Here is a 26,487-nt window from a genome sequence, read left to right as displayed (position 1 = left end):
TCATACGGAATTTACCCATGATTTATACTTGACTCGAGTATATCTTCTCACTGAATGCCACGTGATAATTTCCTCCCGCACGTGAATCAGGCAACTCCAACTCTACAACACTTTTTAGCTCAAAGATATACGAAATTCAAGTTAGATATTTTATATTTGCAATCTATTATTCTTTGGATTAGAAAATTGTACACATGGATGAGAAGGAACTTTTGAAAATGCTTTCATCAAACCGAAATGAAGCATACGAGTATTTGTATAATAATTATTATACTCCTCTCGTATTGTTCGCAGATCATTATGTTTCTAATCAAGAGGTTGCCCACGATCTGGTTCAGGAAACTTTTATCGCCCTGCTAGATGTAAAAACAAAATTTGAAAACCTGTTGCACCTGAAGTCCTACCTGTACAATTCCCTCCGGAACAAATGCCTGAACCACCTGCGCCACGAGAAGATAAGACAGGAGTTTCTACAAGAAGCACTCTATCAGAGTGACGAGTTTTTCGAACAAAAAGCAATAGAAGAGGATGTGTATTCCATTCTCGTTTCGGCGATAGAAAGGCTTTCGCCACAAAGCAAGGAAGTGATGTTATTAGCCCTTGACGGACTAAGCAACGGGGATATTGCCGAACATTTAAATCTATCTATCGAAACCGTGAAATCATACAAGAAAAGTAGCAAAAAGAAAATAGCTGATTACCTCGCAACAAGAGAATATCCCACGTTCTTACTTTTCATGACGTTACTGGAATTATATCAAAATATTTGAATGAATAAAGAGGAGCCGTCACTGACTCCCCTCGCATTCGTAAAACAAAAAACTAATCTATCTCGGCCAGGCATTACCAGACTTGATCCTAAAACGGACATCCACGACCTTACCCACATTCACCTCCGACTCGTACATCACACGTTCATCCTCTGCCGGCATATTACTATTGTTTTCCGTTGGTATATTCAGCACATAGAACTTTCCATTCTCAAGTCCAACTCCCAAACGAGAACTTGTGTATGTTTCCGCATCCAAAGCTGTAATATTGGCATCGAAATGCTTATACAGGGTCACGAATGATGACATATTCGCATTACCGATATTCGCTCGGTCAATCATATACAGGTCCGCCCCGTGAGCAATCAGCATATAGCTGTTTTCCTTATAAGGAGCCACATAAAACAAAGTATTTTCATCCAAGATATTCCCGATATCGAATTTCACTTGTTTTTCGGGAGTCGCAATCACGGTACTCGTACCTGTCATTTTTGCAATCGTGAATTCATGATAATAGTATTCTCCTGCGGGATTTCTTAGCACGGAATGATACCTATTTGTCCCGCTACTATTACTTGAAACACGACTATATCCCGTGTACACCACTTCCATATCTCCCAAATCATCTAAAGAAGAAAAACCTGCCGGGTATGTCCCACTAACCGTCAAGGGTAATACCTTCCCAGCATTACTTTTATCTTTGTCTACCAATGCCAAGTAACGCTGATGTCCTTTCTCACCTTCCACCATCAACGTATAGCCGGGTCCCATGAATGGCGCTATCACGAAATCCGTCACGTACAAATCTTCACCCTCATACTGCAAGGGGCTATCCAAGAAGGATCCCGTGAAGAACGACTTGTCCGAAAGCTTGATACGCGTGTACACTTTATGATCGCTTTTATTGACCACAGCAGACACCCATCTCATTTCCGCCATCGCAAGCGGGGCAAAGTTAGCGGGCAAATGTTCATCCAAGAAACTTTCTTTCAAGGTTATATCACGTTTGAACGAGGTAGCACCCAAATCCACCGACTCGGCTCCATCCACTAATACCCAAATATTAGAAGCGTTTGAACCATAATAGAAATGTTCCAATAACCCTACCGGTTTTCCCCCAAGTTTGGCATTATTTTCCGACTGATAAACATCGGGATACTCCTCGTAAGTGTAATTACCCGGTACAGTAGCATCATAAACCTCTTTCATATAAGTCAGACACGACTCTCCGTCTTTTTCCGCCAAAATTAACCACCCCTGGTTATTGAATTTTTCCGTCAACTCAAAATTGGTATATGCCATATAAGTAATACCGCTTTTCGTGTCCAACACACGGAAATAGCAATTTTCCTTCAAGATGGTATCCACGTAATAAGACAAGTTGCGCTCGTTGGAGAGCAATTTGTTGCCCAACTTCCACTCGAATTCCAACCCGGTTTCATTGCTATCCCGCGCAAAAGTCAGCACCGGTTCAATATTTATCGTTTGTCCTGCTACTGCCGAATACTGCGTATTGCGCAGATCTATCGTGATTTCATTTGTTTCGGAATAATCATAATTCCCTTTATCATCGTAACACGCGAAACACGCGAACAACAAAACGAATAGCCATATTATATTTTTCATTTTCATACTCTTTTTAGCTTTCAAATTAATTCACTGGAATGATAATCTCTGCCCCGTTGTCTGTAATCCCGTTATCCTTGATATATTTCTTCAACTGAATAGCGTATTTTCGCAACACCGGTTCCTCAACGCCCGAGAAATCATTGATTCCGGTACACGCTATCAAAGCATCCAATTTTACAGGGGACCAAGGTCCGAAATAAATCCTAAAGGTGGCATCCCACCAGAGAGGCGCAGCATCTTTATCCCCGAAACGTATCGTGATGTAGCGTTTACCGACAAATCCCGGGGCAAAGTTTTCGTTCGCCGCCACGGCGATGACGAGCGTCTCTTCCGTATCCTTCAATGCCGCATTCTTTTTCAACGTTACCGATATCGTGTCCTTGTTCTGGTTCGCCCCAAAATAAGGAGCCGCATCAAAATCATATTGTTCCGGGGAAGCCGTTGTCAAGGAATCGACCACTTCCAGTTTAAAAGCCAACGGGGAAGTCAAAAGCTGCCCCATCAGATTCACTTCAAACGACAACTCATGAGCGTCCTTGCCGGGATAATTGGCAAACGAAAGGACTGTATCCTGTTCCTCGGTCATGGTGAAATAGACGTAACGCTCCAAGTCATAACGCCCGATCTGGTCCTTTTCGCACGAAGCCAAAAGAAGCGTCAAAAATATGCTGATTATAATCCACTTATTCATCTTTCTAAAATTTTATAATATTAAAGACCGATTTCATTTTGCGGTAACGGCAGCACGAAGTTCGTTTTCGAATTCGGCTTCACGTTGTACTTCTTGTAAAAATGGAAAAGCTGCCCTTCTCCCCAAAATTCTTTTTTAGCATCATTCAATATTAATTCATGCCATTCATCCATATCGGATGCACTGATACGTCCCACGGTACATCCCCGGGCGCCTCTCACGTTCTCCAATTCCTGCACAGCTTTACCGAAGTCTCCGAGGCTCGCGTAATATTCACCCCGGATGTAATACATCTCGCTCAAACGGATCACGGGAATCATACGCTTGTTTCCTTCTTTTATATCCGCACTATTATAATATTTCCGACTAAAGACGAGCTCGTACTCTTCCACGATACGCACCAGTCCTCCATCCTTGGACAAACGCCTATCCCCGGCATCCTCTTCAATCCAATCAAGCCAATCCCAATAATCTACTGCCAATTGCCCTTCACTGTCTATCGATTCGTCGTATTTCTCGACATTTTCCGTTAACTTACGCTGGGAAAGAGCAAAAATTAATTCATCGTATAACTTCGTTTTCACTGCGTATTCACTTCTCGGGGTAAACGTGAATATTTTAGCACCGGTATCATCCACGAAATCAATCACCTCGGTTGCCATTTTAGCGGCATCCTCCAAACGATCGGCATAAAAATACAAACGAGCCAATGCTGCCGTAACCGCCGTGTAATTCATCCGAAAGCCCCGGTAATTAAAAAATATATCCGTGGGACCGCCAGTACCTTCATAACGACATGAAGTAGGCAACAAATAAAGCATACCTTCCAATGTATCGGTGGTCGCCAATATGTCACGAGCATCCAATAAATCACGCTCTATCTTCTTAATCATATCCGGAACCGAAAGATATGACTCCATCAACGAAGGGAATTTATCGAAATAAGGCATATACAAATCATTACCCGCTTCTTTCAGGGACGGGGCAAAATAGCGTAATAGTTCGAAGTGCATAAATCCCCGGCAAGCAATGGCTTCCCCGTGTATCATATCTCGCTCGATTCGTTTTTCCTCGAATTTTACCGTGTCCTCCTTGCTGATATTGGCTATCAGGTTGTTGCAATTGGCTATCACGTTATATCCCGTAGACCAAATATTCTGGATCAGCGGCTCCAGGTTCATGTCATCATACAGATATTGCACCGCCCGATTATAAGGTTTGTTGGAAGCACCCAAGTTACTCCTGCTATAATATTGAGCCACGACATCGGCAAATCCCCACGTCAATTCCTGACCCCACAAGGAGGTGGAAGACATATCTTTATAAATGCCATTCAAGGCAGTCCTGTAACCGCTCCCGGAATTAAAGAGATCGCCTTCTTCCACTTCATTACTTGGTTGCACATCCAGCCAATTGCTACAAGCCCCCAGTAATAAAGGCAAAACAACGTACAATATTTTAATCTTTCTCATATTTCTAATCTTTAAACTTTTATCTCTGAGCATGATTTAAAAAGTCGCTTTCAATGAAAAATTCATCGTTCTCGCGTAAGGATAACTCAATCCTCGTTCTTGTTTCACGGTACAGAAACGAGCCAAGTCATTCGCGGCAACTTCAAAACGCAACATACTCAAACCCACTTTCTTCAATAACCTTTGCGAAAAATCATATCCCAAGGTCAAAGAATTTAACGACAAGAGGTTGTAATCTTCCACGAAACGAGTAGATGCACGAGTCATCACGATAGACTCCTTACCGCTTTCCAGTTTTTTAAATTTAGCCTTATCTCCCGGCTGTTTCCATCTTTGCGATAGTACACGTTTATCCACGTTATTATCATAGATGTCGGCATTTTCCACTTTATTCACCAAGGTCTGATTATAACGTTGCCCCCCGTATTCGTACATGAAGGTTGCATACAAAGACAGTTGTTTATACCTGAAATTAAAACCGAAAGAACCTTGAATATCTGGCTCGGTATCTCCATAATTGATCTGGTCGGCAGAATCCCACTTCGTGGTCAACGTTCCATCTCGTTTCTCCAATATCTCCACTCCTGTTGCCGGATCGATTCCATGGGATTTCACGACGGAAATCGCCGTGGTAGAAGTTCCTTCCTCGTATTTCTTGTACGGCTTGGCTGATTCGGGATTCGTCGCTTTCAACTCCTGGTACATTGCATCAACGCGAGCATTGTAATCCCTCAATGAACTGGAGATTTTCGTCAGTTTATTCTCGTTGTGAGCCAAATTGGCGAAAATGGAAAAGTTCATATCCCGCTTTTTGATAATATTACTGCGTACACTCACTTCAAAACCGCGATTCTGCATCTCTCCCACGTTATCTTTATACGTGGTAAAACCGGTTGAACTCGGGATGGTTACATCATTTACCAAATCTACTGTTTTTTTGTTATACCAGGAAGCCGTCACGTAGAACAACCTGTCAAGGAAACCGAAATCTATACCCAGGTCGGTTGAATAGGTAGTTTCCCAACCGAGTTTCTTATTTCCCATGGCAGTCATCGAGGCTCCCATTCCGGTCTCGTACCACTCCTCTCCATCCACCGTATACACGGTTTTTGCCGCAAAAGGTTCAAAATTCACTTTACCCGTGGCCCCGTAAGTCCCGCGCAATTTCAGTTCATCAATAAAACCGATATTCTTTATAAACTCATAATTGTGCAGGGCAAGACCGGCTCCCAACGACCAAAATAACCCGGTTTTATTGTCCGTCCCGAATTTAGACGACCCATCTACACGCAAAGAAGCATCGAAGAGATACACGTTGTTGTAGCTATAGTTCACCATTCCCAGGAATCCGAACAAACGACTCTTATCATCACTATTGGAAGGTTTTTCGTAAACATCCTGTGCGTAACCGGGAGCACTGAAATCCCCGGAAGGAAAACCCCGGTATATCGTCGACACGCTTTCTCCCGAAGTTGCCGTGGCATTAATACCGAGGGAGAAGTTCACGTTATGTTTCTCTATCGAACGATTGTATGCCAGAATCACATTCATATCCCAGCCTAAACTCTCGGAGGTTGACTCCGTCAATTGTCCCGATACGGAATTAGATATATCCAATTCTTCTTCATTCTTTTTAGACTTCGGGTCAATAAAATTCCGAGTTTTGCTTGATGACTTCGTTACAGTAAATTGCCCTTTTACCTGCAAGTAATTATTAATATACCAGTTAGCACTCAAGTTATTAATCAACTCGTGGCTTTCCGTCCGATTGAAACTTTTCAGATTAGCTTCATACAAAGGATTCCTCAAATCCGAGTCATCCATTCTCGTGTGCCATTGCTCCAATGACCTCATGTAAGTTCCATCACCATTTTTGTACTCGTCATACGGCAACTTGGTCGTGTAATCGGAGAATGTCCCATAAGGCGAATCGGCACTACGAGTTACCCCGTAAGACACGTAATTCTTCAATTGAAAAGATTTGATACGATAATCCAGATACAATCCCATACTGATTCGGTCGCGATAGGATTCTTTCATCACTCCGTCTTCATTATTATATCCCAGATCCACGCCGAAACGAATATCGTCCGTTCCCCCATCTATATACAAACTATGTTTGTGATTGAACGCCGTACGCAAAGGTTTCGATAACCAATAAGTATCTACTCCGCGTATCACATTGTCCAATTTCTTGTTATATTCACGATCCAAAAGAAATTGTTCAGACGCTTTGTCATCTTTGTAAATTCCGGCAGCCACCTCTGTTTCCAATTTCTCTCGTGCGTTCATCAGGTTATAATCCGTTAAATCTGGCATCGTCACCGTACCCGTCATACTATAGGACACGGAAAGTTTACCGGGAGTCGGAGCCACAGTAGTGATTACCACCACGCCGTTTGCCGCACGGGAACCATACATGGCAGTCGCAGCCGCATCCTTCAACAGGGTGATATTCTCGATCCGGTTCATATCCATATCGTATAGTTTAGTCACTGAAATCTCGAAACCGTCCATGATGAAAAGCGGCAAGTTCGGGTTGTCCTTCAAATTGGATTTTGACAAGGCATCCGCATCCAATTCCTTCACCCCAATACCGGAACGACCGCGAATATATAGTTCGGGCACGGCATTCGGGTCGGAACCCCATTCTGTGTTTTCCTGAATGCGAAAAGAAGGGTCAAATGTCTGTAAAGCAGCTAAAACATTGTTTTTAGATACCTTTAGCAACTCATCCCGATCCACTTTAATTGCATTTCCCGTGAAACTTTTCTTATTGATGTTGGCATATCCCGTGATAACCACTTCTTCCATCTCCTTTTTTTCTTCCTCCAAAGTAATAGCCAACGGTTTCTCGTCACTCTTGAGATCATTGCTTACTTTCACTTCTTTCGTTACCATACCCACGAACGACACTACCAAAACGGTAGAATCCATCGGTACGAAAGTAAGTTTAAATTCCCCATTAATATCAGAGGCAACACCCACGGTAGTACCTTTGATCATAATCGTGGCACCGGGAAGCGGTTCACCTTTTGCATCGGATACCTTTCCTTTGATCGTGCGCTCCTTGATTTCCTTTTTCTCTTTCTCATCCGGGGCTTTCAATTTTATCACGATAATATTATTCACGATACTATAAGTGTATCTCGTGTTCTTCAGGCAATAGTCCAGGATCTCTTCGACAGTCGCATCTTTAAATTCTTTCGTCACTGCCGGAATTCTGGCTATTTCCTCGTAGTTATACAGGACATCGTAAGACGTCCGGCTCTTTAGTACATCCAGCACCTGCTCCATCGTTGAATTCGTAAATTTCAACGATAATTGTTGAGACATCGCAGGCGCCACTTTCATCACACACACGAAACAGATTAAAAATACCCATTTCATCAAACGAGTGTGCAAAAAACATTCACGCATCTTTTTTCTAAATTTAAAATTCATATCCACAGGATTTTGTTAGCATATAATTTTCTGTTTTTTAGTAGTCCGGGAATCCCGGACTACTATTCCTATTATTAGATTTTAGGAACATCCTTCCACGAACGAGCCATCAGGAACAATAGATAGTCATAATGAGCACGTGTAGCCGCATCTCCCGTCAATCGCTGTTTCTTTATCAATTCTTTTATCTTATCATACACGGAATACCACAAATGTTTCTGGTTGTCAGCCGCAATATTTTCCACCACCCAGCGGTGCCCGAAAATGCGGTTCTCCAATGTCGCGGCAGCTTCTTCCTCGTCCTCCGGATTTTCATCCAGCCCGGCATTCACGTCCCGGTCTTGCAGGTAATATTGCCCGTACCATCTTGTCCGACCGTTAATATCCACATCATTACGCACGTTAGAAATAAATTCAGCCTGCATCACTCGTTCCGCATCGGTCAAAGCTCTACCTTCCATCGTGGGTTTAAACACCAGTTCATATAAATCCTCGATATATTCCTTCGGGCTATAAGATTGCGGATCACGATGATAAGTCAATGAAATACGTTTTGTCTGGTACAAATCCGTAATCACGTTTTTCTCTTTTACCACGTATGATCTCAAAATCTTCATTGCCTGGGAACCGTTAAAACTAAGATTCTTAATAACTTCTTCCTTATCCAGCCAGTCCAAATCTTTCAGTTGGGCAATCACGAACTTCAACGAAGCCCGCTGTATATCTTTAGGAACAACCGTGAGCACAGGATTCGGATCTCCCACGAATGCCTCGTTCAAATAGAATGAACCAATATTCCGGTACACGTTGAACAAATAGCCTTTCAGTTGCGCCACGATAAAACGATACATATCGTTCCGGTAAGAAAAGTCAACGTCTTCCCCATCCATCCACTCATCCATGTGCTCCATGATATATTGCAGATTTTTGATCCCGTAACCGCTCGCTTTTATCGCATCGTCACCCAAATCATAAGCCAACCCGGAAGGGTCGAAAGTCGTCAATAAATATTGTTCCGGGGCAAAACGATACATCGGGTCACCTGCTTTTTCAGAAATCCAACCGGAAACGACCTTGTATTCTTCTTCCGGGGTAGCAGCTTCAAACACCGGTTGGTAAGCCACCTTTATCGCATAATAATCATAAGTACCTAACTTCGGATCCAAAGCGACGCCTTTATCTTCGGGTTGAGCCACGTAATTAAATCCCACGTTATCCATCACGGAAGCCGTAATGCCATATTCCCGCGTAAATGAAGCAGAACGCAACGAATCTGTCGGGATGGCTGCCGACCCTGCCATATTATTGGTTAACCCCAAAGCGTGCCCAATCTCGTGACGTACTGCCGCCCGAATGGACTCGCCTTGCAACTCGTCGGACAATTTCAAATGACGGGCTCCTTCATCCACTTGCGAAGTCTGCACGAAACGTTGAATATTATTCCATTTCAATAAATCGTGGAACAAGAACAGAGAGGCGTTCTTTATCTCCCCGGAACGCGGGTCTACCCATGAAGCATCTTTCATCATCGTAACCACCCCCGAGGGTACATAACGAATCGTATTGTACTTCATATTATCCGGGTCAAATTCGGCATCATCCGTCGGGTATTCCTTCACCTGTATGGCATTCTTGAACCCGATCGCTTCAAAAGCCTTATTCCAATCACATACACCTTCCGCAATATAAGTCCTCCATACCCGTGGGAAATTCGAGTCTAAATAGAACACGATAGGCTGTGTCGGTTCCGTCAATTTACCTTGTTTGTAAGCCTCCACATCCGAAGGTTGCAAATTCCAACGCTCCATGTAATGAGTTTCCACGGAACGGTCAACTTTTGTCGTTATATTCTCCCGAACAGAAGTAGCAATCCCGATTCTCGGGTCTGCCAAACGGGGACGCATAGCCGGTTCTTCCGGTAACAACATGAACGTACGGTTTACTTTTGCCGTCAAAGGTTCATCTTTAGAGATAACATATTGCCCCCCGAGCACGAGGTCAAACCAGTATCCCAGGCAGGAAACGATAGAAACATTGTCATCAAACGCCTTGGTACTTACCAGATAGGACAACTCCTTCTTGAAATTCACGTATTGTCCGGCACGCCCGTACTCCTGGGCACGTTTTCCGTAGCAGAACGGGGTCATATCTTCATCATGTCCCACCAGGAAATCGGTCATATCGAACACGACAGCCGTACTGTCCGCATTATAAGCCATCACGGGGAACGACTTGATAATCGGGTGAATACTATTGATGCGAATAGCCTCCTGCACTCCATCTTCCTTTGAATCGGAATACAATGGTACTTGTCCGTTGCGGCTCACTTCCCGCATCATCAGCATACTGTCCTGCAACATGAACGTGAAATGCTTGGGAGCCGATCCCATCAATCCTACGATACCGCTCCCCATATCCGAGGTTTCCACGATCTTAGACCCCAACAGAAATTCCCTTCCCAACAATGCCACCGGCATCTCGAAATAGATCTTACCGTCCACCATATGCAGCGTCAAAAAGCCTTTCTTCGTGTCAACTTTTTTATTTTTAAAAAGCTTATCATATTTGCTCAGCTTTTCCGTTTTTTCCGCCTGCACCTTCTTTTTATCCTTTTTTCCGGCAGCAGAAACATCCATGAAAGCCGCCAGTCCAAGGACTATCATGAATAAAATAAAACCTCTCTTCATCTGTTTATATTTAATTTTCTGTTTTTACAATAAATCTTTACTTACTTCCAATTACGCACGTCTTCAATCTTTTCCAACAAAAAGCCATAGTGATTCCGGGTTTCGAACGAACTTCCATTCATTTTCGACTCCATCAGTTTCTGCACACGCACGAGTAAGGCGTGCCACAAATGAGCCTGATTATCGTTTGACACGTTCGTCACGTAATATTGGAACCCGAAACCTTGCACAGGAGCCAACGGGGATACCTCCTTTGCCAATGTCTCCACTTGCCTCGGCTTTTTTCCACGCCCGCCACCTTCCAGATGATTGGGAATCTTGATTTTCCTCATGATCTCGCACACGACCTCGTATTGCAACATTCGCTCGGCTTTTGTCAGATTCCTTCCTTTCAGCGTGGAAGCCCACACGTGCGCATATATATCATCCAAGTATTCCTTCGGGGAATAGCTGTTGTTATCCCGGTAATACCCTAAAGACACCCGTTTCGTGTTTACCAAAGCCTTGGCAAACATTTTCACGATCTTTTCCGACTTGGGCGTTCCCACAGTCAGATTCTTCGTCACTTCCGAGGCATCAATCCAATCTAACGTTCGCAATTGATCCATCACAAAAACGGCTGAACGTTTCTGCATATTTTTCGGGACCACGCTAAATGTAGTTCTCCCGTCCCCCACGAAGCTCTCGTTCAGGTAATACCCCCCGATATTCCGGTAAGCATTTTTCAAGTAGCCGACAAATTGGTCAACAATATTCTTGTAAATCTCGATACGATAATCGTAATTGTGATCCACTCCATCTAGCCAACCATTCATATGTTTCAATATATATTGCAAATTCTTGATCCCGTAAGTCCCGGCTTTCACCGCATCATCCCCCAAATCTTCCATCAGGGCGCTCGGGTCGTACTCATCGTACGGTTGTTGTTTCCCGTACCGGTACATCGGGTCATTTGACTTCTCCGCTATCCAACCTTGAACGACCTTCAACTCTTCTTCAGCTGTTTTGGCTTCCGGAACAGGTTTATATCCCACGGCAATAGCGTAATAATCATACACACCCAAATCCGGAGGAGTCAATTTCACTCCTTTATCACCTGGCTGAGCCACATAATTATAGCGGGCATAATCCATGATCGAAGGTGTTGTCCCATACTTTTGCGTGAAAGCCGCATTCCGCAACGAATCGACCGGATAAGCTGCCGAGGCTGCCATATTATGCATTAATCCCAGGCAATGCCCCACTTCATGAGATATAATATAACGCAGACTCTCGTACATCACATCCTCCGGTAGTTTATTCGTACGCACCCGCTCGTCCAACTGGGAAGTCTGCACGAAACGCATATCGTTCACTAATTTGATAATATCATGATATACAAACACCGAAGCATTCATAATCTCTCCCGTGCGAGGGTCTATCCAAGAGGGCCCCATGGCATTCTCGATACCGATCGGGGCATAACGCACGCAAGAATACTTCAGGTTCTCCGGGTCAAATTCCGGATCGTCCGTCGGGAAATCCCGTACTTGCACGGCATCTTTAAAACCGATCTTCTCGAAAGCCTGATTCCATACCAGAATACCTTCACGAATGGCTCCTTTCCAAGATTCCGGGAACAAATTATCCACGTAAAAAACAATCGGCTTTACCGGAGCCACGAGTTCTCCCCGTTGATATTTTTCCATGTCTGAAGGTTGCAAATTCCACTTGTGGATAAAATAAGTCCGGTTACTCCGGTCTATCTCCATCCCGAAATGCTGAAACGAGGAAACAAAATACCCTACCCGGGGGTCGGCAAGACGCCAACGCATCTTGTCTTTCTCCTCCGGCAACATGATGATCGAACGGGTAACTTTCATCGTCACCTGTTCCTCGTGCCGGTAAGCAGAATTTTTACGGGTCAACACTTCATGATAAGTCAACACGGAAGTGATAGAAACATTATCCTCGAAAGCCTTAAAAGAATCCAAGTAAGACAATGCCTTGTTCAGCGTTGCCTTCCGCTCCAGATTCCCGAACCCAGCAGTCAACCCATAAGGATCGAAAGGATCCAGCCTTTTATAATCCCCCAGAAACATATTAGTCACCTCAAACACCACGGTCGTCGTATCCCGGTTATAAGCCGCTATTTTAAAGGATTGCATGATCGGGGTCAACGTGCTTTTTTCCACGGCTTCTTTCATTCCGGCTTCATCCGCATACACGTTCGGGCGACTTGCGTTCGTCACCTCCTGCATGTACAATGTACTGTCAATAATATTAAATTTCACGTGCAAAGGATCAGATGCTTTCTGTCCCACCAGCACATTACCGTTATTACTGATCTCAGCAACAGCCGTCCCGATCAGAAATTCCCGGTTCAGCAAGTTCATCGGCAATTCAAAGTACAACTTCTTCCCGATCTTGTGAATCGTGACCAGTCCTTTTTTCGTTTCCACCTTCTTGCCCCGGAAAAGACGATCGTATTTCACGGAACGTTTCCGAACCACGGGAGCCTCCGTCTTTCCCTTCTCTTCTTTCTTTCTTTCCCTAGCGGCAACCGTATCGGTTCCCACCCCGGCTGTCAGAAAAAAGAGCCCGATCGACCAGACTAAAACCCTGTATATATTTATCTTCATCTTCAAATTCTTAAAGAATTAATCATTCAAAAACAACACGCATTACTTCGACTTCATGAAATCATTCACAATAGAAAGCAGATAAGCGTAGTGGGCACGAGTTTCATACGAACCGCTATTCTTCCTTTTTTCCATTACGTCCTTCACCTTTGTCAACAACTGGTAATACAAATGATGATTATTATTCGTCGACGTATTGAATACATAGAAAATATAGTCAAACCCGGCACGCTCATTCAATTCTTTATTCCAACCTAACGTGTTGAAGTAATTCAACATATCTTTAGGGTAATTGCCAGATACGGCAGGGGTATTACCCAGCCAGTTGAACATATTCCATTGCTCGTATTTCGGCATTGGCAATGAGGCACAACAAGAACAAGTAGTCAACGAATGCATACTATGATCCATCTCGGCAGCCAACACCTCATCCATTTCACTTCTCGGGGTCAACGGATCGGCACCTTTTATCACGTTCTTCAAAATCTCCGTTTGCAGAATCCGCTCGCTCTCGGTCGGGTTAGTTCCCTTGATAGCCGAAGACCACACGCTCTCGTACAAATCCGTCAGGTATTCTTCCGGGGAATAAGCATTTTTATCCCGGTACACGGCTAACGACAATCGTTTCGTGTTCAACAGGGAAGCGGCTTGATTTTTCAAAATCAAACGAGCCATTGATCCATCCAGCGGAAGATTCTTCACGACCTCGATATTATCCAACCAATCCATATCTTTCAATTGCTCGAACACGAACTTGGCAGAACGTTTTTGAATTTCTCTCGGGACAACTGCCGAAGTGGAATAAGGGTCACCCACCATGTGCTCATTAATATAGAAACCACCGATATTAATCTTAGCATTATAAATATAGCGGGCATATTGTGATGCTATCGCCTTGTAAATATTATACCGATAAGTATAGTCCGTATCCTGTCCGTCCAACCACTCGTTCAAGTGATTCATAATGTATTTCAAATTCTTGATTCCGTACTCCCCGGCTTTTACCGCATCGTCACTCAAGTCTTCCGTCAAAGAAGTCGGGTCGAATATACCGTAATACAATTGTTGTTTCCCGTAGCGATACATGGGATCACCCATCTTATCGGCAATAATTTTATTCAAATAAGGGACTTCATCTTCCGATGTTTTTGCATCCGGGAAGAAACGATACCCCCAATCGATAGCATAGAAATCGTACACGCCTAAACGAGGAGGAGTCAACGCTATACCTTCATCTTCCGGTTGCGCAATATAATTGTAACGCGCGTAATCCATGATGGACGGGGTAGTCCCGTACTTCGCCATAAACTCTTTATCCCGGTATTTTTCCGTAGGAATCGAAGCCGAAGAAGCCATATTGTGCATCAGTCCCAGGCAGTGCCCCACTTCATGAGCCACGATATAACGCATACTCTCTTCCAACACGTCTTCCGGCATCTTCATCGTGCGCACCCGAGGATCCACTTGGGAAGTCTGTACAAAACGCATATCATTCACCAACTGAATCACATCATGATACACAAATACAGATGCTTGAATAATCTCGGCATTACGTGGATCGACCCAAGAGGGTCCCATGGCATTCGCAATCCCGATAGGAGCGTAATAAATACAATTGTATTTCAGGTTAGCAGGATCAAATTCCGGATCATCCGTCGGAAAATCCTTAGCAGCCATCACATTTTTAAACCCAATTTTCTCGAAAGCCTTATTCCACTCCAAAACAGCTTCACGAATCGGTTGCTTCCAAGCCTCCGGGAATTTATTATCCACGTAGAAAACAATCTGTTTCACGGGTTCAACCAATTCACCCCGTTTATACGCTTCCACATCTTTCGGGCGCACATCCCATTTATTGGCAAAAGTAATTGTCTTCACTTCGTCCGCATCTTTCGTCAACTTCTCTTGCGAAGAAGTAAAATACCCGATACGAGGGTCAGCAACACGGGCGTGCATGACAGGTTTTTCCGGTAATAAAACAAACGACCGATTCACTTTTATCGTCACGGGTTCCTGGTAAGCCACTACCACGATTCCCATGTACAACAAATCCTGCACGTAACTCAAACTAGAAGTAATAGACATATTATCTTCAAACGATTTAAGCTGATCGACATAGGATAAATCTTTTTTGAAAGTAGCCCGCCGGGCACAAGCCCCATACATCGCTTTCTTACCGTTCGGGTCAAACGGATCGAGCCGCTTGTTATCACTTACCAAGAAATCGGTCATATCGAACACAACCGCCGAACTATCGGCATTATACGCCATCACCTTATAGCCCTCCATCACGGGACATCCCACTCCCTGAGCCAAAGCGTTCAGCACCCCTTCTTCCGTGTAATCCGTGTATATCTGGCGGCGAGCCCTGTTGGTCACTTCCCGCATCTCCACTGTACTATCCCGCAACGTGAACTTTATATGCAAGGGTTGTTTTACCTTCTGTCCAACTAAAGCATTACCATTATCACTAATCTCCGAAACCGTAGAACCCAACAACATATCCCTTCCCATCAATTTCATGGGAAACTCGAAGTAGACCTTTCCGTCCACCTTGTGAAGGGTTACCATACCGCGTACAGTTTCCACCTTCTTCCCTTGAAATAGCTTCTCGTAAGGGGTTACTTTCTTCTCTTCTACCTTCTTCTTCTTTCTCGTTCCGGCATTCAGCGGCTCTGCCAATGCAAGAACAACAAAACAGGTAATAATAAAACCAAAAGTTTGTCTCATAACTTTCATCATTAATTTTATATTAAAACATACAATACTCCCACACAACGAGTTTTCACACTCGAGGCAATTACTTAATCATATAGAAACTATAATTTCACTCCACTAGCATCATTTGCTTTCCCTCGTACCATCCTTCATCACAACTACCGTATTTCCTTTTATTTGAAATTTAATATCCGTTGTCTGCTCCAGCAGACCTAAAACATCACTCAAATTCGTGTATTTTGGAAGAGTTCCCTTGAAATGATAATTTTTCACACTCTCGTTCATGTAAAAAATATGCACATCATACCAACGGGCGATCTTTCTTAAGATAACATCTATATTCTCTTTATCAAACTTGAATACATTTCCCATCCAAGCCGTGTAAACATCGATATCCACTTTCTTCACTCTCGTTTGATAATTCCTATAAAACGCCTGTTCCCCTGGCACTAACAAGACTTTCTGTCTATCAGACGTTACTTCTACCTTTCCGGTCTTTAACGTGGCATGAGAAAAATCATCATCCGCATAATTCATCACATTGAACGACGTCCCCAGCGCCCGCACAGAAAAATCCTTTGTTTTTACAATAAACGGTTTGCCAGGATTCTTCGCCACGTCAAAGAATGCCTCTCCTTCCAGATAAACTTCTCTCGTCTTTCCCTTGAAATTTACAGGGTATTTCAGGCGGGAACGAGCCCCGATCCATACCTTTGTCCCGTCGGAAAGTTGCATATAAAACTCTCCTTTCGTGGGAACATCCAATGTATTATAAATTAATTCCTTTGTATTATCATCAATGCCATTTTGATAAATCAACCCGCTATCCTTGCTTGAAATCAGCATCCCGTTCCGCTCATTCAGCATCACGTTCGATTTATCCAGGTCAACCGTACTCCCGTCAGACAAATGCAACACAGCTTTCCGCTCGCCATGCGAAATCACGGTTGCTATATCCAGCTCCTTCTTCTCCTCGAAAAGCAACTGATTCAAGAGATACACGCCCCCGACCAGCAAAGGCAATATTAAAATAGCGGCATATTTCAACACTCGTCCGAAACAAAGACGCCGATGTCGTTCCTCTAGTATTGCCTTTTCCTTCAAAAATTCGTTGAATGCAGCCTGTTTGTCAATCGTTTGGTAAATTCTCACCTTACGAGCCAATAATCCTTCTTCCTGCAAACGTCCAAACAATCGCTTGTTCTCCTCCGAAGCATTCAGCCACCCGTCCACCGCCTCACGTTCCGTGCCGGACGCTTCCCCTGAAAGCACACGAGAAATTGCCAAGGATATTTTGAATACTTTTCTATTTGACTGCTCCATAATTTTATTATTTATATCCATTATACACTTAATATCCCCAAAAGGGGGTATTAATTCTCAACTTTTTTTATCTCTCGAAGTTTTTTTTGTTTTTCCCTTCTCTGAATCAGCGAAAATGGCAAAAAAACTTATCTATTGAGATTCTACGCAACGCAAGTCACGCAATAAATAAAATATCCACGAACACGCAAAAACATTTGCAAGTATCGCAGTCAGTAAGCTTGGCTTCCACTCCCCAAAAGACAATTAAAGAGAATTAACAAGAGATATAGACCCAGGAAAATATTTTACAGATCCCGAAAGAATCGGGCTGTCTCTTCCAAAGTATGAAAACGAAAATCAGGTAATGCCTTCAATAATTTGGCACTCGAGTAACGGGATTTATTCTGGGAAGAACGGGCAGTTTCCCGGGTAAAGGCAGGCTTCTTTCGGGTAAACCAAGAAACGAAAGCCAACAAACGCCAGGCAAGCGAAGTCATCCAAGGCGCCATACGAATATAAGGCACTCGCTTTCCCGCAGCACAGGCGATCACCGTGAACAACTCCTTGTAAGAATAATTCCCCCCGCAAAGCACGAACCGCTCTCCCCGGATGGAAGAAGTTTCCGTCAAGCGGATCATTGCCTCGCAAACATCCCTCACGTCCACGTACCCGTTCACGCCATCGGTATAAAACGGCATTCCTTTCCGGACTTGTTCAAACAATTTGGCACTACTGCGTCCCCGAAGCCCCGTACCTAATATAATAGCCGGATTCACGATAACGGCATTCAATCCTCTCCCCACGTATTCCCATACGATCTTCTCGGAAGCCCCCTTGCTACCCGAATAGAGCGAATGCACGGAACCCGGAATCTCGGGCGTATTCTCGTCAATGACCACACTCTCGTCAGGAGCATCCCCTAGAGCAGCGATAGAACTCACGAAACACAAACGCACGCCCCATTGCAGGCAAAGGGCACATATATTCTCCGTTCCCCGAATATTTGTCTGCATCAAAGTATGCCGGTCACTACCATTAAAAGAAACCATTGCGGCACAATGGTACACGGTGTCGACCTTCTCCACGCACGAAAGTAAAGATCCCTCATCCAGCACATCACCGACAACCCACGTCACCCGTGATGCAGCCTCTTCCGGCGAAGAAAAATAACGAGAGAAGAGAGCCATAGTCTCCTCGATACGGCTCTCTTCCCTTTTTAATGCTATAATCGCCTCGCCCAGACGAGCCAGGTGGCATAACAAATGGCTACCCACTAACCCGGTAGCCCCGGTAACCATTACTGCCAATTAAATACGAAATTTTGTTTTACATCAGGATGCAAGCTCAAATGCACGGGACAAGTATCTGCCACACGCTCGAGAATCTTTTTCTCTTTTGCCGTGTATTCTTTGGCGGGGAAATTAAAAATCACATCAATTTCAGCAATACGGCGAGGTTCTGCCGCCATCTTCTTGGTAATCTCGATTTCAGTACCCGTCAGGTCAATCCCGTTATTCTTGGCATAAATTCCCATGATTGTCATGGCGCAAGCGGCCAATGAAGTTGAACACAAATCAGTCGGGGAAAAAGCCTCTCCCTTGCCATTATTATCTGTCGGCGCATCCGTGATAATAGTTGTTCCACTCTGTAAATGCGTGCATTCCAAACGCAAATCTCCTAAATATTTTGCTTTTACTGTTGCCATAATCTGCTTTTTTATAATTAATCTCCCAAAGGTAATAAATTCCCGACAGCTTTACAACGGGGAAGTCTTTTTATCTTCATCAAATCGGCAATTACAGAATCACGGAACAAGGGCTACCTTGCCGGGTTAAAATTCAATATTTAAAATTATAAATCCACACCTAATCTTTTCTCGATTAGATAATTTTTGAATTAATTCCCTAAATTATCAAGATTTACTCTACATTCTCGATTTCTAGCACAATTTTTGATATAAGGTTAATATCCCTATTGACACTTTTCTTATGCCGGGTGGCGTTCATATTCCTACCACACCACACACACGACAGAAGCCACCCGGTTCTTTCAAAACAAATCGATCACCTCCCGAACATACTCGATATGCATCTCGGCTCCCGTGACAAGCACCAAATCGAAACGTATTTCCCGTTGAATATTCTTTCTCGTGAGATAGGCAGCCCCGGCGGCTTGCAAACTTTTCTTCTTTTTATAATCCAATAACTCGAAAATATCCACTTTCTCGCTTCCTCTCGTCTTTACCTCGACCACGACAAGCACCTCCCCGTCCAGGCACACGAAATCCAATTCCCGGTGACCGATTCGCCAGTTACGTTCCAATACGGTATATCCCAAATCCAATAAATAAAAATATACCTTATCTTCTCCGAACTTACCAAATTCATTATGCCAAGCCATAGTGCAGTTTTTTCCCAATTTACAGGCTAAAAAGAGTTTTGCAATGTTATACAAATCTTTGAAAAATGCAAAATTTTTGACACGGAAAACCTTAAAAGATCGTTATTTTAGCATTTCAAGTGGTTTATTGTGAGCAAGATTTATCGAGTGTAAGTTTTGAATTCTAATCGGAAATGCCTACCTTTGTAAGGTTTTTGGGAAAAGTAGTAGTTATGGCTAAAAAAAGAGTTTTATTTATATCTCAAGAGATTGTACCTTATCTTCCTGATTCCGAAATGGCTAATATCGGAAGATATTTACCTCAAGGGATTCAAGAAAAAGGTAAAGAAATCAGAACGTTCATGCCACGTTACGGCTGCATTAATGAAAGGCGCAACCAATTGCACGAGGTCATCCGGCTTTCCGGAATGAACCTAATCATTAATGATTCGGACCACCCTTTAATTATCAAGGTTGCATCCATTCAATCTGCCAGAATGCAGGTTTACTTCATTGACAATGATGATTATTTCCAACGCAAACACACGATCGTTGACGAGGATGGAACATTTTTCCCCGACAATGACGAACGTTCCATATTTTTTGCCCGGGGAGTATTCGAAACAGTACGCAAGCTGAGATGGGCCCCGGACTTGATCTATTGCCAAGGATGGTTTACCGCGCTAGTTCCACTTTACCTCAAGAAAGAATACCATGACGATCCGGTGTTCTCCAAAACGAAAGTGGTATACTCCACCTACAACGATAAATTCGAGGGGAAACTGGATTCCAAATTCGATGAAAAAGCAATCACCGAGGGTGTTTCCCGCAAGGACGTGGCACTTCTGAAAGACCCGACGCACACCAATATCAATAAATTGGCATTCCAATACGCGGACGGAATCATTTTCAATCACAAGGACGTGGACGACGAACTTCGTAGCTTCGCCAATGATTTGAAAAAACCGACCCTGGAATACCCGGGAGAACAATGCTACATAGAGGCTTACTCCGACTTTTTCGACAAAATCATAGAATAAAATTAAAACAAGCGGCAATGGTTGTTATGCCGCTTATTTTTTATTAATAATCATATAAAACACGACAAACATTATGTGTGGTATTGTGGGATACATCGGACCAAAGGAAGCTTGTCCGATCTTAATTAATGGTCTGAAACGCCTGGAATACCGGGGATACGATTCTGCCGGGATCGCGTTGATTCACAACAACGACATCAAAGTTTACAAATGCAAAGGACGAGTGCTCGATCTGGAGCACCACATGGAACTCGAAGACACGAGTGCCACGATCGGGATGGGACACACGCGTTGGGCTACCCACGGGGAGCCGAATGACTCGAACGCCCACCCGCATACATCCATGAACGGTCTTTTCTCCATCGTGCACAACGGTATTATCGAGAATCACGCCCTCCTGAAAGAAAAATTGCAGGCAAGGGGCTACTTGTTCAAGAGCGAAACCGACACGGAAGTACTGGCAAACCTCATCGAGTACATTTACCTGAAAGGGCAGATTAACGCGGAAAACGCAGTCCGACTCGCTTTGACCAAGGTGATCGGCGCCTACGGGTTAGTGGTCTTGTGCAAAGAAGAACCGGATCAACTCGTGGTGGCACGTAAAGGCAGTCCTCTGGTAATCGGGGTAGGGCAAGGCGAATACTTCGTGGCATCGGATGCCACACCTATCGTGGAATTCACGAAAAACGTGATTTACCTGAACGATGATGACGTCGCCATACTGAAAAGAGATGAGATGATCTTGAAAACAATCAAGAATACCCCGGTCTCCTTAAGTATACAACACGTGGACATTGACATCGAGAAAATCGAGAAAGGCGGATTCCCGCATTTCATGTTGAAAGAGATTTTCGAACAGGTAAACTCCATTTATGATACCATCCGGGGACGCGTAAACGTGGATGCCTCGGAAATATACTTGGGCGGCATCTCGGAAATCATCCCAAAAATGGTAAATGCCCACCGGATCATCATCATCGGTTGCGGCACCTCATGGCACGCCGGACTGGTCGGAGAATATATGCTGGAAGAATTTACCCGCATCCCGGTGGAAGTGGAGTACGCTTCCGAATTCCGTTACCGCAACCCGGTTGTGAATGAAAACGACATCGTAATCGCTATCTCCCAAAGTGGTGAAACTGCCGATACCTTGGCAGCTATCAAGTATGCCAAAGCACACGGGGCAACCGTGATCGGCATATGCAACGTGGTCGGGTCAAGCATCGCCCGCGAAACAGACGCCGGAGTTTACACGCACGCCGGACCGGAGATCGGGGTAGCATCCACTAAGGCATTCACGGCACAAATCTCCGTGCTCGCCATGATGGCTCTGCAAATCGGTCACCGCAAGGGTACACTTGCCGACGAAATATACAAAAAATATATCCACGAACTGTACAACTTGCCGGACAAAATAAAAGCCATCCTGGAAAAAGATAATATTATCAAGGAAATCTCCGCCATATACAAAGACTCCACGAACGCCATTTACCTGGGAAGAGGTTGTCAATTCCCCGTGGCACTGGAAGGAGCGCTGAAACTGAAAGAAATTTCCTACATCCATGCGGAAGGCTATCCGGCAGCAGAGATGAAACATGGTCCTATTGCCTTGATAGACGAGAATATGCCGGTATTTGCCATCGCCACGAAGGACAATTATTACGACAAAATCGTTTCCAATATTAAAGAGGTACAATCCCGCAAAGGTCACGTCATCGCTCTAGTAAACGAGAAAGATACACAAGTAACCAAATTGGCGGAACACGTGATAGAAATTCCCGAAACCTTGGAATTCCTGTCCGCACTGCTAAACGTGATTCCGTTACAATTAATTTCCTACCATATCGCCGTGATGCGAGGTTGCAACGTGGATATGCCGCGCAACCTGGCAAAATCGGTTACCGTGGAATAATACACCAAGGGGCTGTGTAAAAACACAACCCCTTGTTTCTATCTTAAAGATTGTTGCCACTTCCAGACATTCTTCATGGTTTCCTCAATCGGGGTAGCAGCCTTCCATCCCAACTCTGTGTTTGCCAGCGTAGTATCAGCCCACACCTTTTCTATATCACCGGCACGGCGTCCCACGATTTTGTAGTTCACTTTTACTCCAGTAGCGTTCTCGAAAGCGTGAATAATTTCCAACACGGAAAGCCCCTTTCCCGTGCCGATATTAAAGAACTCGTAATTCGCTTTATTTTTCCCTTCCAACAACCGACGGATCGCTACCACGTGAGCCTTCGCCAGATCTACCACGTCGATATAATCACGCAAGGGAGAACCATCCGGTGTATTGTAATCGTCCCCGAACACGCTCAATTGCTCCCGGATTCCGATAGCCGTCTGCGTCAGGTAAGGGATCAAGTTATTCGGCACCCCGTTGGGCAATTCCCCAATATAAGCACTCGGGTGCGCCCCAATCGGGTTGAAATAACGCAAAGCCAACGCATTCATCTTCGATTCCACCTTCATCAAATCCCGAATAATATCCTCGCTCATCACTTTGGTATTCCCATAAGGAGACTCTGCTTCGTGACGAGGGGTCTTTTCCGTCACGGGAAGGACATCTGCCTGCCCGTAAACCGTACAAGAAGACGAGAACACCAGGTTCGGCACCTGGAACTCACGCATCGAGTCAAGCACGTTCATCAATGAATTCAGATTATTGAAGTAATACTCCAACGGCTTATGCACGGATTCCCCCACTGCCTTCAACGCCGCGAAATGAATCACAGCCTTGATATCCGAATGGCGAACAAAAAAATCCCTCGTCGCCGCCCGGTCGGTGAGATCGATTTCTTCGAATTCGGGACGAATACCCGTGATCTTCTCGATCCCGTCCAGCACGTCAATGCTTGAATTCACCAGGTTATCGGCGATAATCACGTCATAACCACTCTGCTGGAGTTCCACCACCGTGTGGGACCCGATATACCCAGTACCTCCTGTCACAAAAATTTTCATACACCAATAATTTTTTCTCAATTTATAACAATCTGTGTGTCTGTCATAGACAGAACAAAGTAAATAATAATAATCCGAAATGCCTAAAATGAGTTTGACAACCTTGCGTTTTTTCTTACCTTTGTTGCATGAACAAATACGTTGAACACATAGAAGAACTGCTCTATCTGCATGATTGCGTGATAGTTCCCGGACTAGGAGGATTTATATGCGACTATTCCGGTGCAACCATCAATGAGAAGACGGGAATGATTACTCCTCCCGCCAAAAGAGTCGTGTTCAACAAACACCTGAAACAGAATGACGGGTTGCTGATCGATTGGATTGCCCGTAAGGAACAGATTGATTACGAGAAAGCACAACGCCGGCTGGCTTTGTTCTGCGAAGAAGTGAAAGTACGGTTGAACCAGAAACAAAAAGTCGACTTCGGGAAGATCGGGAGTTTCAGCGTAGACCGCCGTTTCAATATCCTTTTCGAGTCCAGCAACCATAATTTCCTACCCGATGTTATCGGTATGGAAGCTATGCCCGTGGTAACGGCAAACAGTAAAAAGGCAAAAAATACCGACGGAGAATATATCAACACCGAATCCGGCAACCTCGTGACCCGCTTGTTTAAATTCGGACTCTCGGCAGCCATGATCGCGGGAATCGTGGTGCTCTCGCAACAAGACATTTTCCAAGGCGACAGCACTGCCAACCTCAGTAATATGCAACCCGCATCCATGAAAAGCAAATGGATCGAAACGAAAGAAACGGCAAAGATTTCTCCCTCCTGCGACTTCGTGGATTATGACCCCGTTATTGACTTGCCCGACCAGTCAATCTCACGATAATAACGATCAGACAGGCAGGCACGACCATATATAACGCCTCGATTCCCTGCAACCCGATCAGCACAAGTTGAATAATCCCAAACACCCAATTTATCTTTTTCCCAAAATTATAGCAGGAAATCAGGATATACACGGGTATCATACAAGTCAAGGCTTTCACACCCCACACGGCAAAGCCGATCACGACCATTCCCAGGAAACAATACAAAAGGCGATTCTCCTTCCACGAGAAATCAGTCAGTTTCAAAGAAAACATCGGCACCTCGCTAATCAAAAGAATTGCCAACACTAGGGAGCAAACCGCCAAAAGCCATGGATTACCCCACATCATCCTAAAAAACTCCGGCTGATAATACAAACAGAAGACGAGCATTACCCAAAACAAGGCATTCGAGGGAGTCGGCAACCCGATAAACGAATGCGTCTGCCGCACGTCGAGATTAAACTTCGCCAGGCGGTAAGCCGAAAAGGCAGGCACCAACAAGGGTACTCCAGACAGGATACGCTCCACCCAATAATGCGTTTCCCCGGCGTAGAACATACCAAACGATTCACATATCAGGAAATACGCCATCACTCCGGGCATCACGCCAAAACTCACCATATCCGCCAACGAGTCAAGTTCCTTTCCCATATCGGACTTCACGTGCAGAAGGCGGGCAGCAAAACCGTCAAAAAAGTCAAACACCATGGCGAGAATCACCAGCCATGCCGCCAAAAGCAAGTTACCGTTAAACGCCATATAGATAGCCAACGCCCCCGAAGTAACATTCAGGCACGTGATCAGATTAGGAATATGTTTTTTCATGGGTCATATTTTTACGATTCAAACACGAAAATACTTCTTTTTACAATAGGTAAACTACATTTTTATTACTTTTGTTGCAAAATAGTTTTCGACATGGCTAAATTTCTCATCATCAGATTCAGTTCCATCGGAGATATCATCCAATGCATGAACGTGGTGAACGGAATCAAGAATCATTTCCCTGACGCGGAGATTCACTGGATTGCCCGCAAAGACATGGGCTCTTTCCTCAACATGGACAAGCGGATCGACCGGGTATGGGGATTTGACAAAAAAGCGGGTTTTCGAGGATTGCTGCATATGGCAAAGGAACTAAAAGCCGAGAAATTCGATTATATCTACGACGCACATAGCAATATCCGCTCCAACATTTTGAAAGCCGTGTTGCTACCTTCTTTTTACTCGTTATTCCCCAGGGGACCGCACTACACGCTGCGGAGCAAAGACCGCTGGAAACGTTTCTTACTTTTCAAACTCGGGATTAACAAATTCGACAACCCCTTCCGGGGAATCATCTCCTACCGGAAACCTTTGGCAAAATGGGGTATCATGAATTTTGAATCGGACTACTCCGACTGGTATTTCCCGGAGGAATTCAAAGAACGCTTTACCCGCATCTTTACCCCGAAGACAATCACACTCGTGCCTTCCGCCAACTGGGAGATGAAACGCTGGCCTGTCAGCCATTGGCAACAAGTCATCCAACTCATGCCGGAATACCGTTTCATTATACTCGCCGGACCAACCGACACGTTCTGCGAAACAATCAAAGCCATCGCACCGGAGCGAGTGAACAACCTCGCCGGAAAGACTTCCTTGTTGGAATCCTGCTATCTCGTGAAGCAATCTAACCTCGTCATCAGCGGGGACACGGGTTTCCTGCACGCCGCAGACTTATTTCACTCCCGGTCTATCGCCTTGATGGGGCCCACTGCTTTCGGATTTCCCTCTGGGAAAGAAGCTGAAATCATGGAAGTTAACTTACCTTGTCGTCCCTGCACCAAAGACGGCAGAGGCAAGTGCAAACAACCTGTCTGGCAAAAATGCATGATCGACATCACCCCTCAAACAGTTGTCCAAAAAGCCAGAGCCATTTTAGATTTTAAATTTTAGAGGGGGTAGT

Annotated in this window: 18 protein-coding genes; 5 read left to right on the top strand and 13 right to left on the bottom strand. The window is 44.5% G+C overall.

Translation table 11 applies throughout. The features are described 5' to 3' along the window. The first annotated feature begins 194 nt into the window (after window positions 1-194). Window positions 195-770: an RNA polymerase sigma factor gene (locus BN8899_RS12205; RefSeq protein WP_018337257.1), complete on the top strand. Its 576-nt coding sequence runs from the start codon at window positions 195-197 to the stop codon at window positions 768-770. Between the two features lie 57 nt (window positions 771-827). Here the strand turns inward: BN8899_RS12205 and BN8899_RS12200 are convergent, their stop codons facing one another. The 11 genes from BN8899_RS12200 to BN8899_RS12150 all read right to left on the bottom strand — a co-directional run bounded on the left by BN8899_RS12200 (window position 828) and on the right by BN8899_RS12150 (window position 19,737). After that, on the bottom strand, window positions 828-2,396 hold the full coding sequence (locus tag BN8899_RS12200; RefSeq protein ID WP_187376887.1) for a PKD-like family lipoprotein: 1,569 nt from the start codon (window positions 2,394-2,396) through the stop codon (window positions 828-830). 25 nt (window positions 2,397-2,421) lie between these two features. Next, entirely contained in the window at window positions 2,422-3,090 is a 669-nt protein-coding gene (locus tag BN8899_RS12195; protein WP_018337259.1) for a DUF4843 domain-containing protein, read from the bottom strand. A gap of 20 nt (window positions 3,091-3,110) precedes the next feature. Then, window positions 3,111-4,562 carry a RagB/SusD family nutrient uptake outer membrane protein gene (locus BN8899_RS12190; protein ID WP_148375411.1) on the bottom strand — a complete coding sequence of 484 codons (1,452 nt, stop codon included), beginning with the start codon at window positions 4,560-4,562 and terminating at the stop codon, window positions 3,111-3,113. A gap of 36 nt (window positions 4,563-4,598) precedes the next feature. Next, complete coding sequence (locus BN8899_RS12185; RefSeq protein WP_231932339.1) at window positions 4,599-7,982, bottom strand: SusC/RagA family TonB-linked outer membrane protein; 3,384 nt, start codon at window positions 7,980-7,982, stop codon at window positions 4,599-4,601. A gap of 98 nt (window positions 7,983-8,080) precedes the next feature. Next, on the bottom strand, window positions 8,081-10,693 hold the full coding sequence (locus BN8899_RS12180) for a zinc-dependent metalloprotease (protein ID WP_065219645.1): 2,613 nt from the start codon (window positions 10,691-10,693) through the stop codon (window positions 8,081-8,083). A gap of 41 nt (window positions 10,694-10,734) precedes the next feature. Next, complete coding sequence (locus tag BN8899_RS12175; RefSeq protein WP_082987038.1) at window positions 10,735-13,314, bottom strand: zinc-dependent metalloprotease; 2,580 nt, start codon at window positions 13,312-13,314, stop codon at window positions 10,735-10,737. Between the two features lie 42 nt (window positions 13,315-13,356). Continuing rightward, window positions 13,357-16,044, bottom strand: coding sequence for a zinc-dependent metalloprotease (locus tag BN8899_RS12170; RefSeq protein ID WP_231932338.1), 2,688 nt, complete (start codon window positions 16,042-16,044; stop codon window positions 13,357-13,359). A gap of 111 nt (window positions 16,045-16,155) precedes the next feature. Further along, entirely contained in the window at window positions 16,156-17,355 is a 1,200-nt protein-coding gene (locus tag BN8899_RS12165) for a FecR family protein (protein WP_187376885.1), read from the bottom strand. A 287-nt stretch (window positions 17,356-17,642) separates the two neighbouring features. After that, window positions 17,643-18,635 carry an NAD-dependent epimerase/dehydratase family protein gene (locus BN8899_RS12160; RefSeq protein WP_065219642.1) on the bottom strand — a complete coding sequence of 331 codons (993 nt, stop codon included), beginning with the start codon at window positions 18,633-18,635 and terminating at the stop codon, window positions 17,643-17,645. Further along, complete coding sequence (locus tag BN8899_RS12155) at window positions 18,635-19,042, bottom strand: OsmC family protein (RefSeq protein WP_018337267.1); 408 nt, start codon at window positions 19,040-19,042, stop codon at window positions 18,635-18,637. The genes BN8899_RS12160 and BN8899_RS12155 overlap by 1 nt, the downstream gene beginning before the upstream one ends. 344 nt (window positions 19,043-19,386) lie before the next feature. Next, on the bottom strand, window positions 19,387-19,737 hold the full coding sequence (locus tag BN8899_RS12150) for a YraN family protein (protein ID WP_018337268.1): 351 nt from the start codon (window positions 19,735-19,737) through the stop codon (window positions 19,387-19,389). 212 nt (window positions 19,738-19,949) lie between these two features. On the opposite strand from BN8899_RS12150, the gene BN8899_RS12145 reads away from it, so the two are divergent. Both BN8899_RS12145 and glmS read left to right on the top strand, forming a co-directional pair. Further along, window positions 19,950-20,756, top strand: a complete 807-nt coding sequence (locus BN8899_RS12145; protein WP_018337269.1) for a glycogen/starch synthase — start codon at window positions 19,950-19,952, stop codon at window positions 20,754-20,756. A gap of 73 nt (window positions 20,757-20,829) precedes the next feature. After that, a complete protein-coding gene (glmS, locus tag BN8899_RS12140; protein WP_065219641.1) occupies window positions 20,830-22,668 on the top strand; it encodes a glutamine--fructose-6-phosphate transaminase (isomerizing) in 1,839 nt (612 codons plus the stop codon). 38 nt (window positions 22,669-22,706) lie between these two features. Here glmS and galE read toward each other — a convergent pair whose 3' ends face one another. Continuing rightward, the gene (gene galE, locus BN8899_RS12135) at window positions 22,707-23,720 is read right to left on the bottom strand and encodes a UDP-glucose 4-epimerase GalE (RefSeq protein ID WP_018337271.1); all 1,014 of its coding nucleotides are present in this window, start codon (window positions 23,718-23,720) and stop codon (window positions 22,707-22,709) included. 128 nt (window positions 23,721-23,848) lie between these two features. Between galE and BN8899_RS12130 the strand changes: the two genes are divergently transcribed. After that, a complete protein-coding gene (locus tag BN8899_RS12130; protein ID WP_065219640.1) occupies window positions 23,849-24,556 on the top strand; it encodes an HU domain-containing protein in 708 nt (235 codons plus the stop codon). Here the strand turns inward: BN8899_RS12130 and pssA are convergent. Further along, window positions 24,522-25,364, bottom strand: coding sequence for a CDP-diacylglycerol--serine O-phosphatidyltransferase (gene pssA, locus BN8899_RS12125; protein ID WP_065219639.1), 843 nt, complete (start codon window positions 25,362-25,364; stop codon window positions 24,522-24,524). The two genes, BN8899_RS12130 and pssA, sit on opposite strands and share 35 nt — an antisense overlap. Window positions 25,365-25,457: 93 nt before the next feature. On the opposite strand from pssA, the gene BN8899_RS12120 reads away from it, so the two are divergent. Continuing rightward, window positions 25,458-26,477 (top strand): glycosyltransferase family 9 protein, encoded by a 1,020-nt coding sequence (locus tag BN8899_RS12120; RefSeq protein WP_065219638.1) that lies wholly within the window; start codon window positions 25,458-25,460, stop codon window positions 26,475-26,477. The last annotated feature ends 10 nt before the right edge of the window (window positions 26,478-26,487 follow it).

This window comes from Butyricimonas sp. Marseille-P2440 (assembly GCF_900091675.1).
In the GTDB taxonomy this organism is placed as follows: Bacteria; Bacteroidota; Bacteroidia; order Bacteroidales; family Marinifilaceae; genus Butyricimonas; species Butyricimonas synergistica.
Note: the sequence above shows the minus strand (reverse complement) of the source record. Positions and strands in the feature narration are given on the sequence as shown.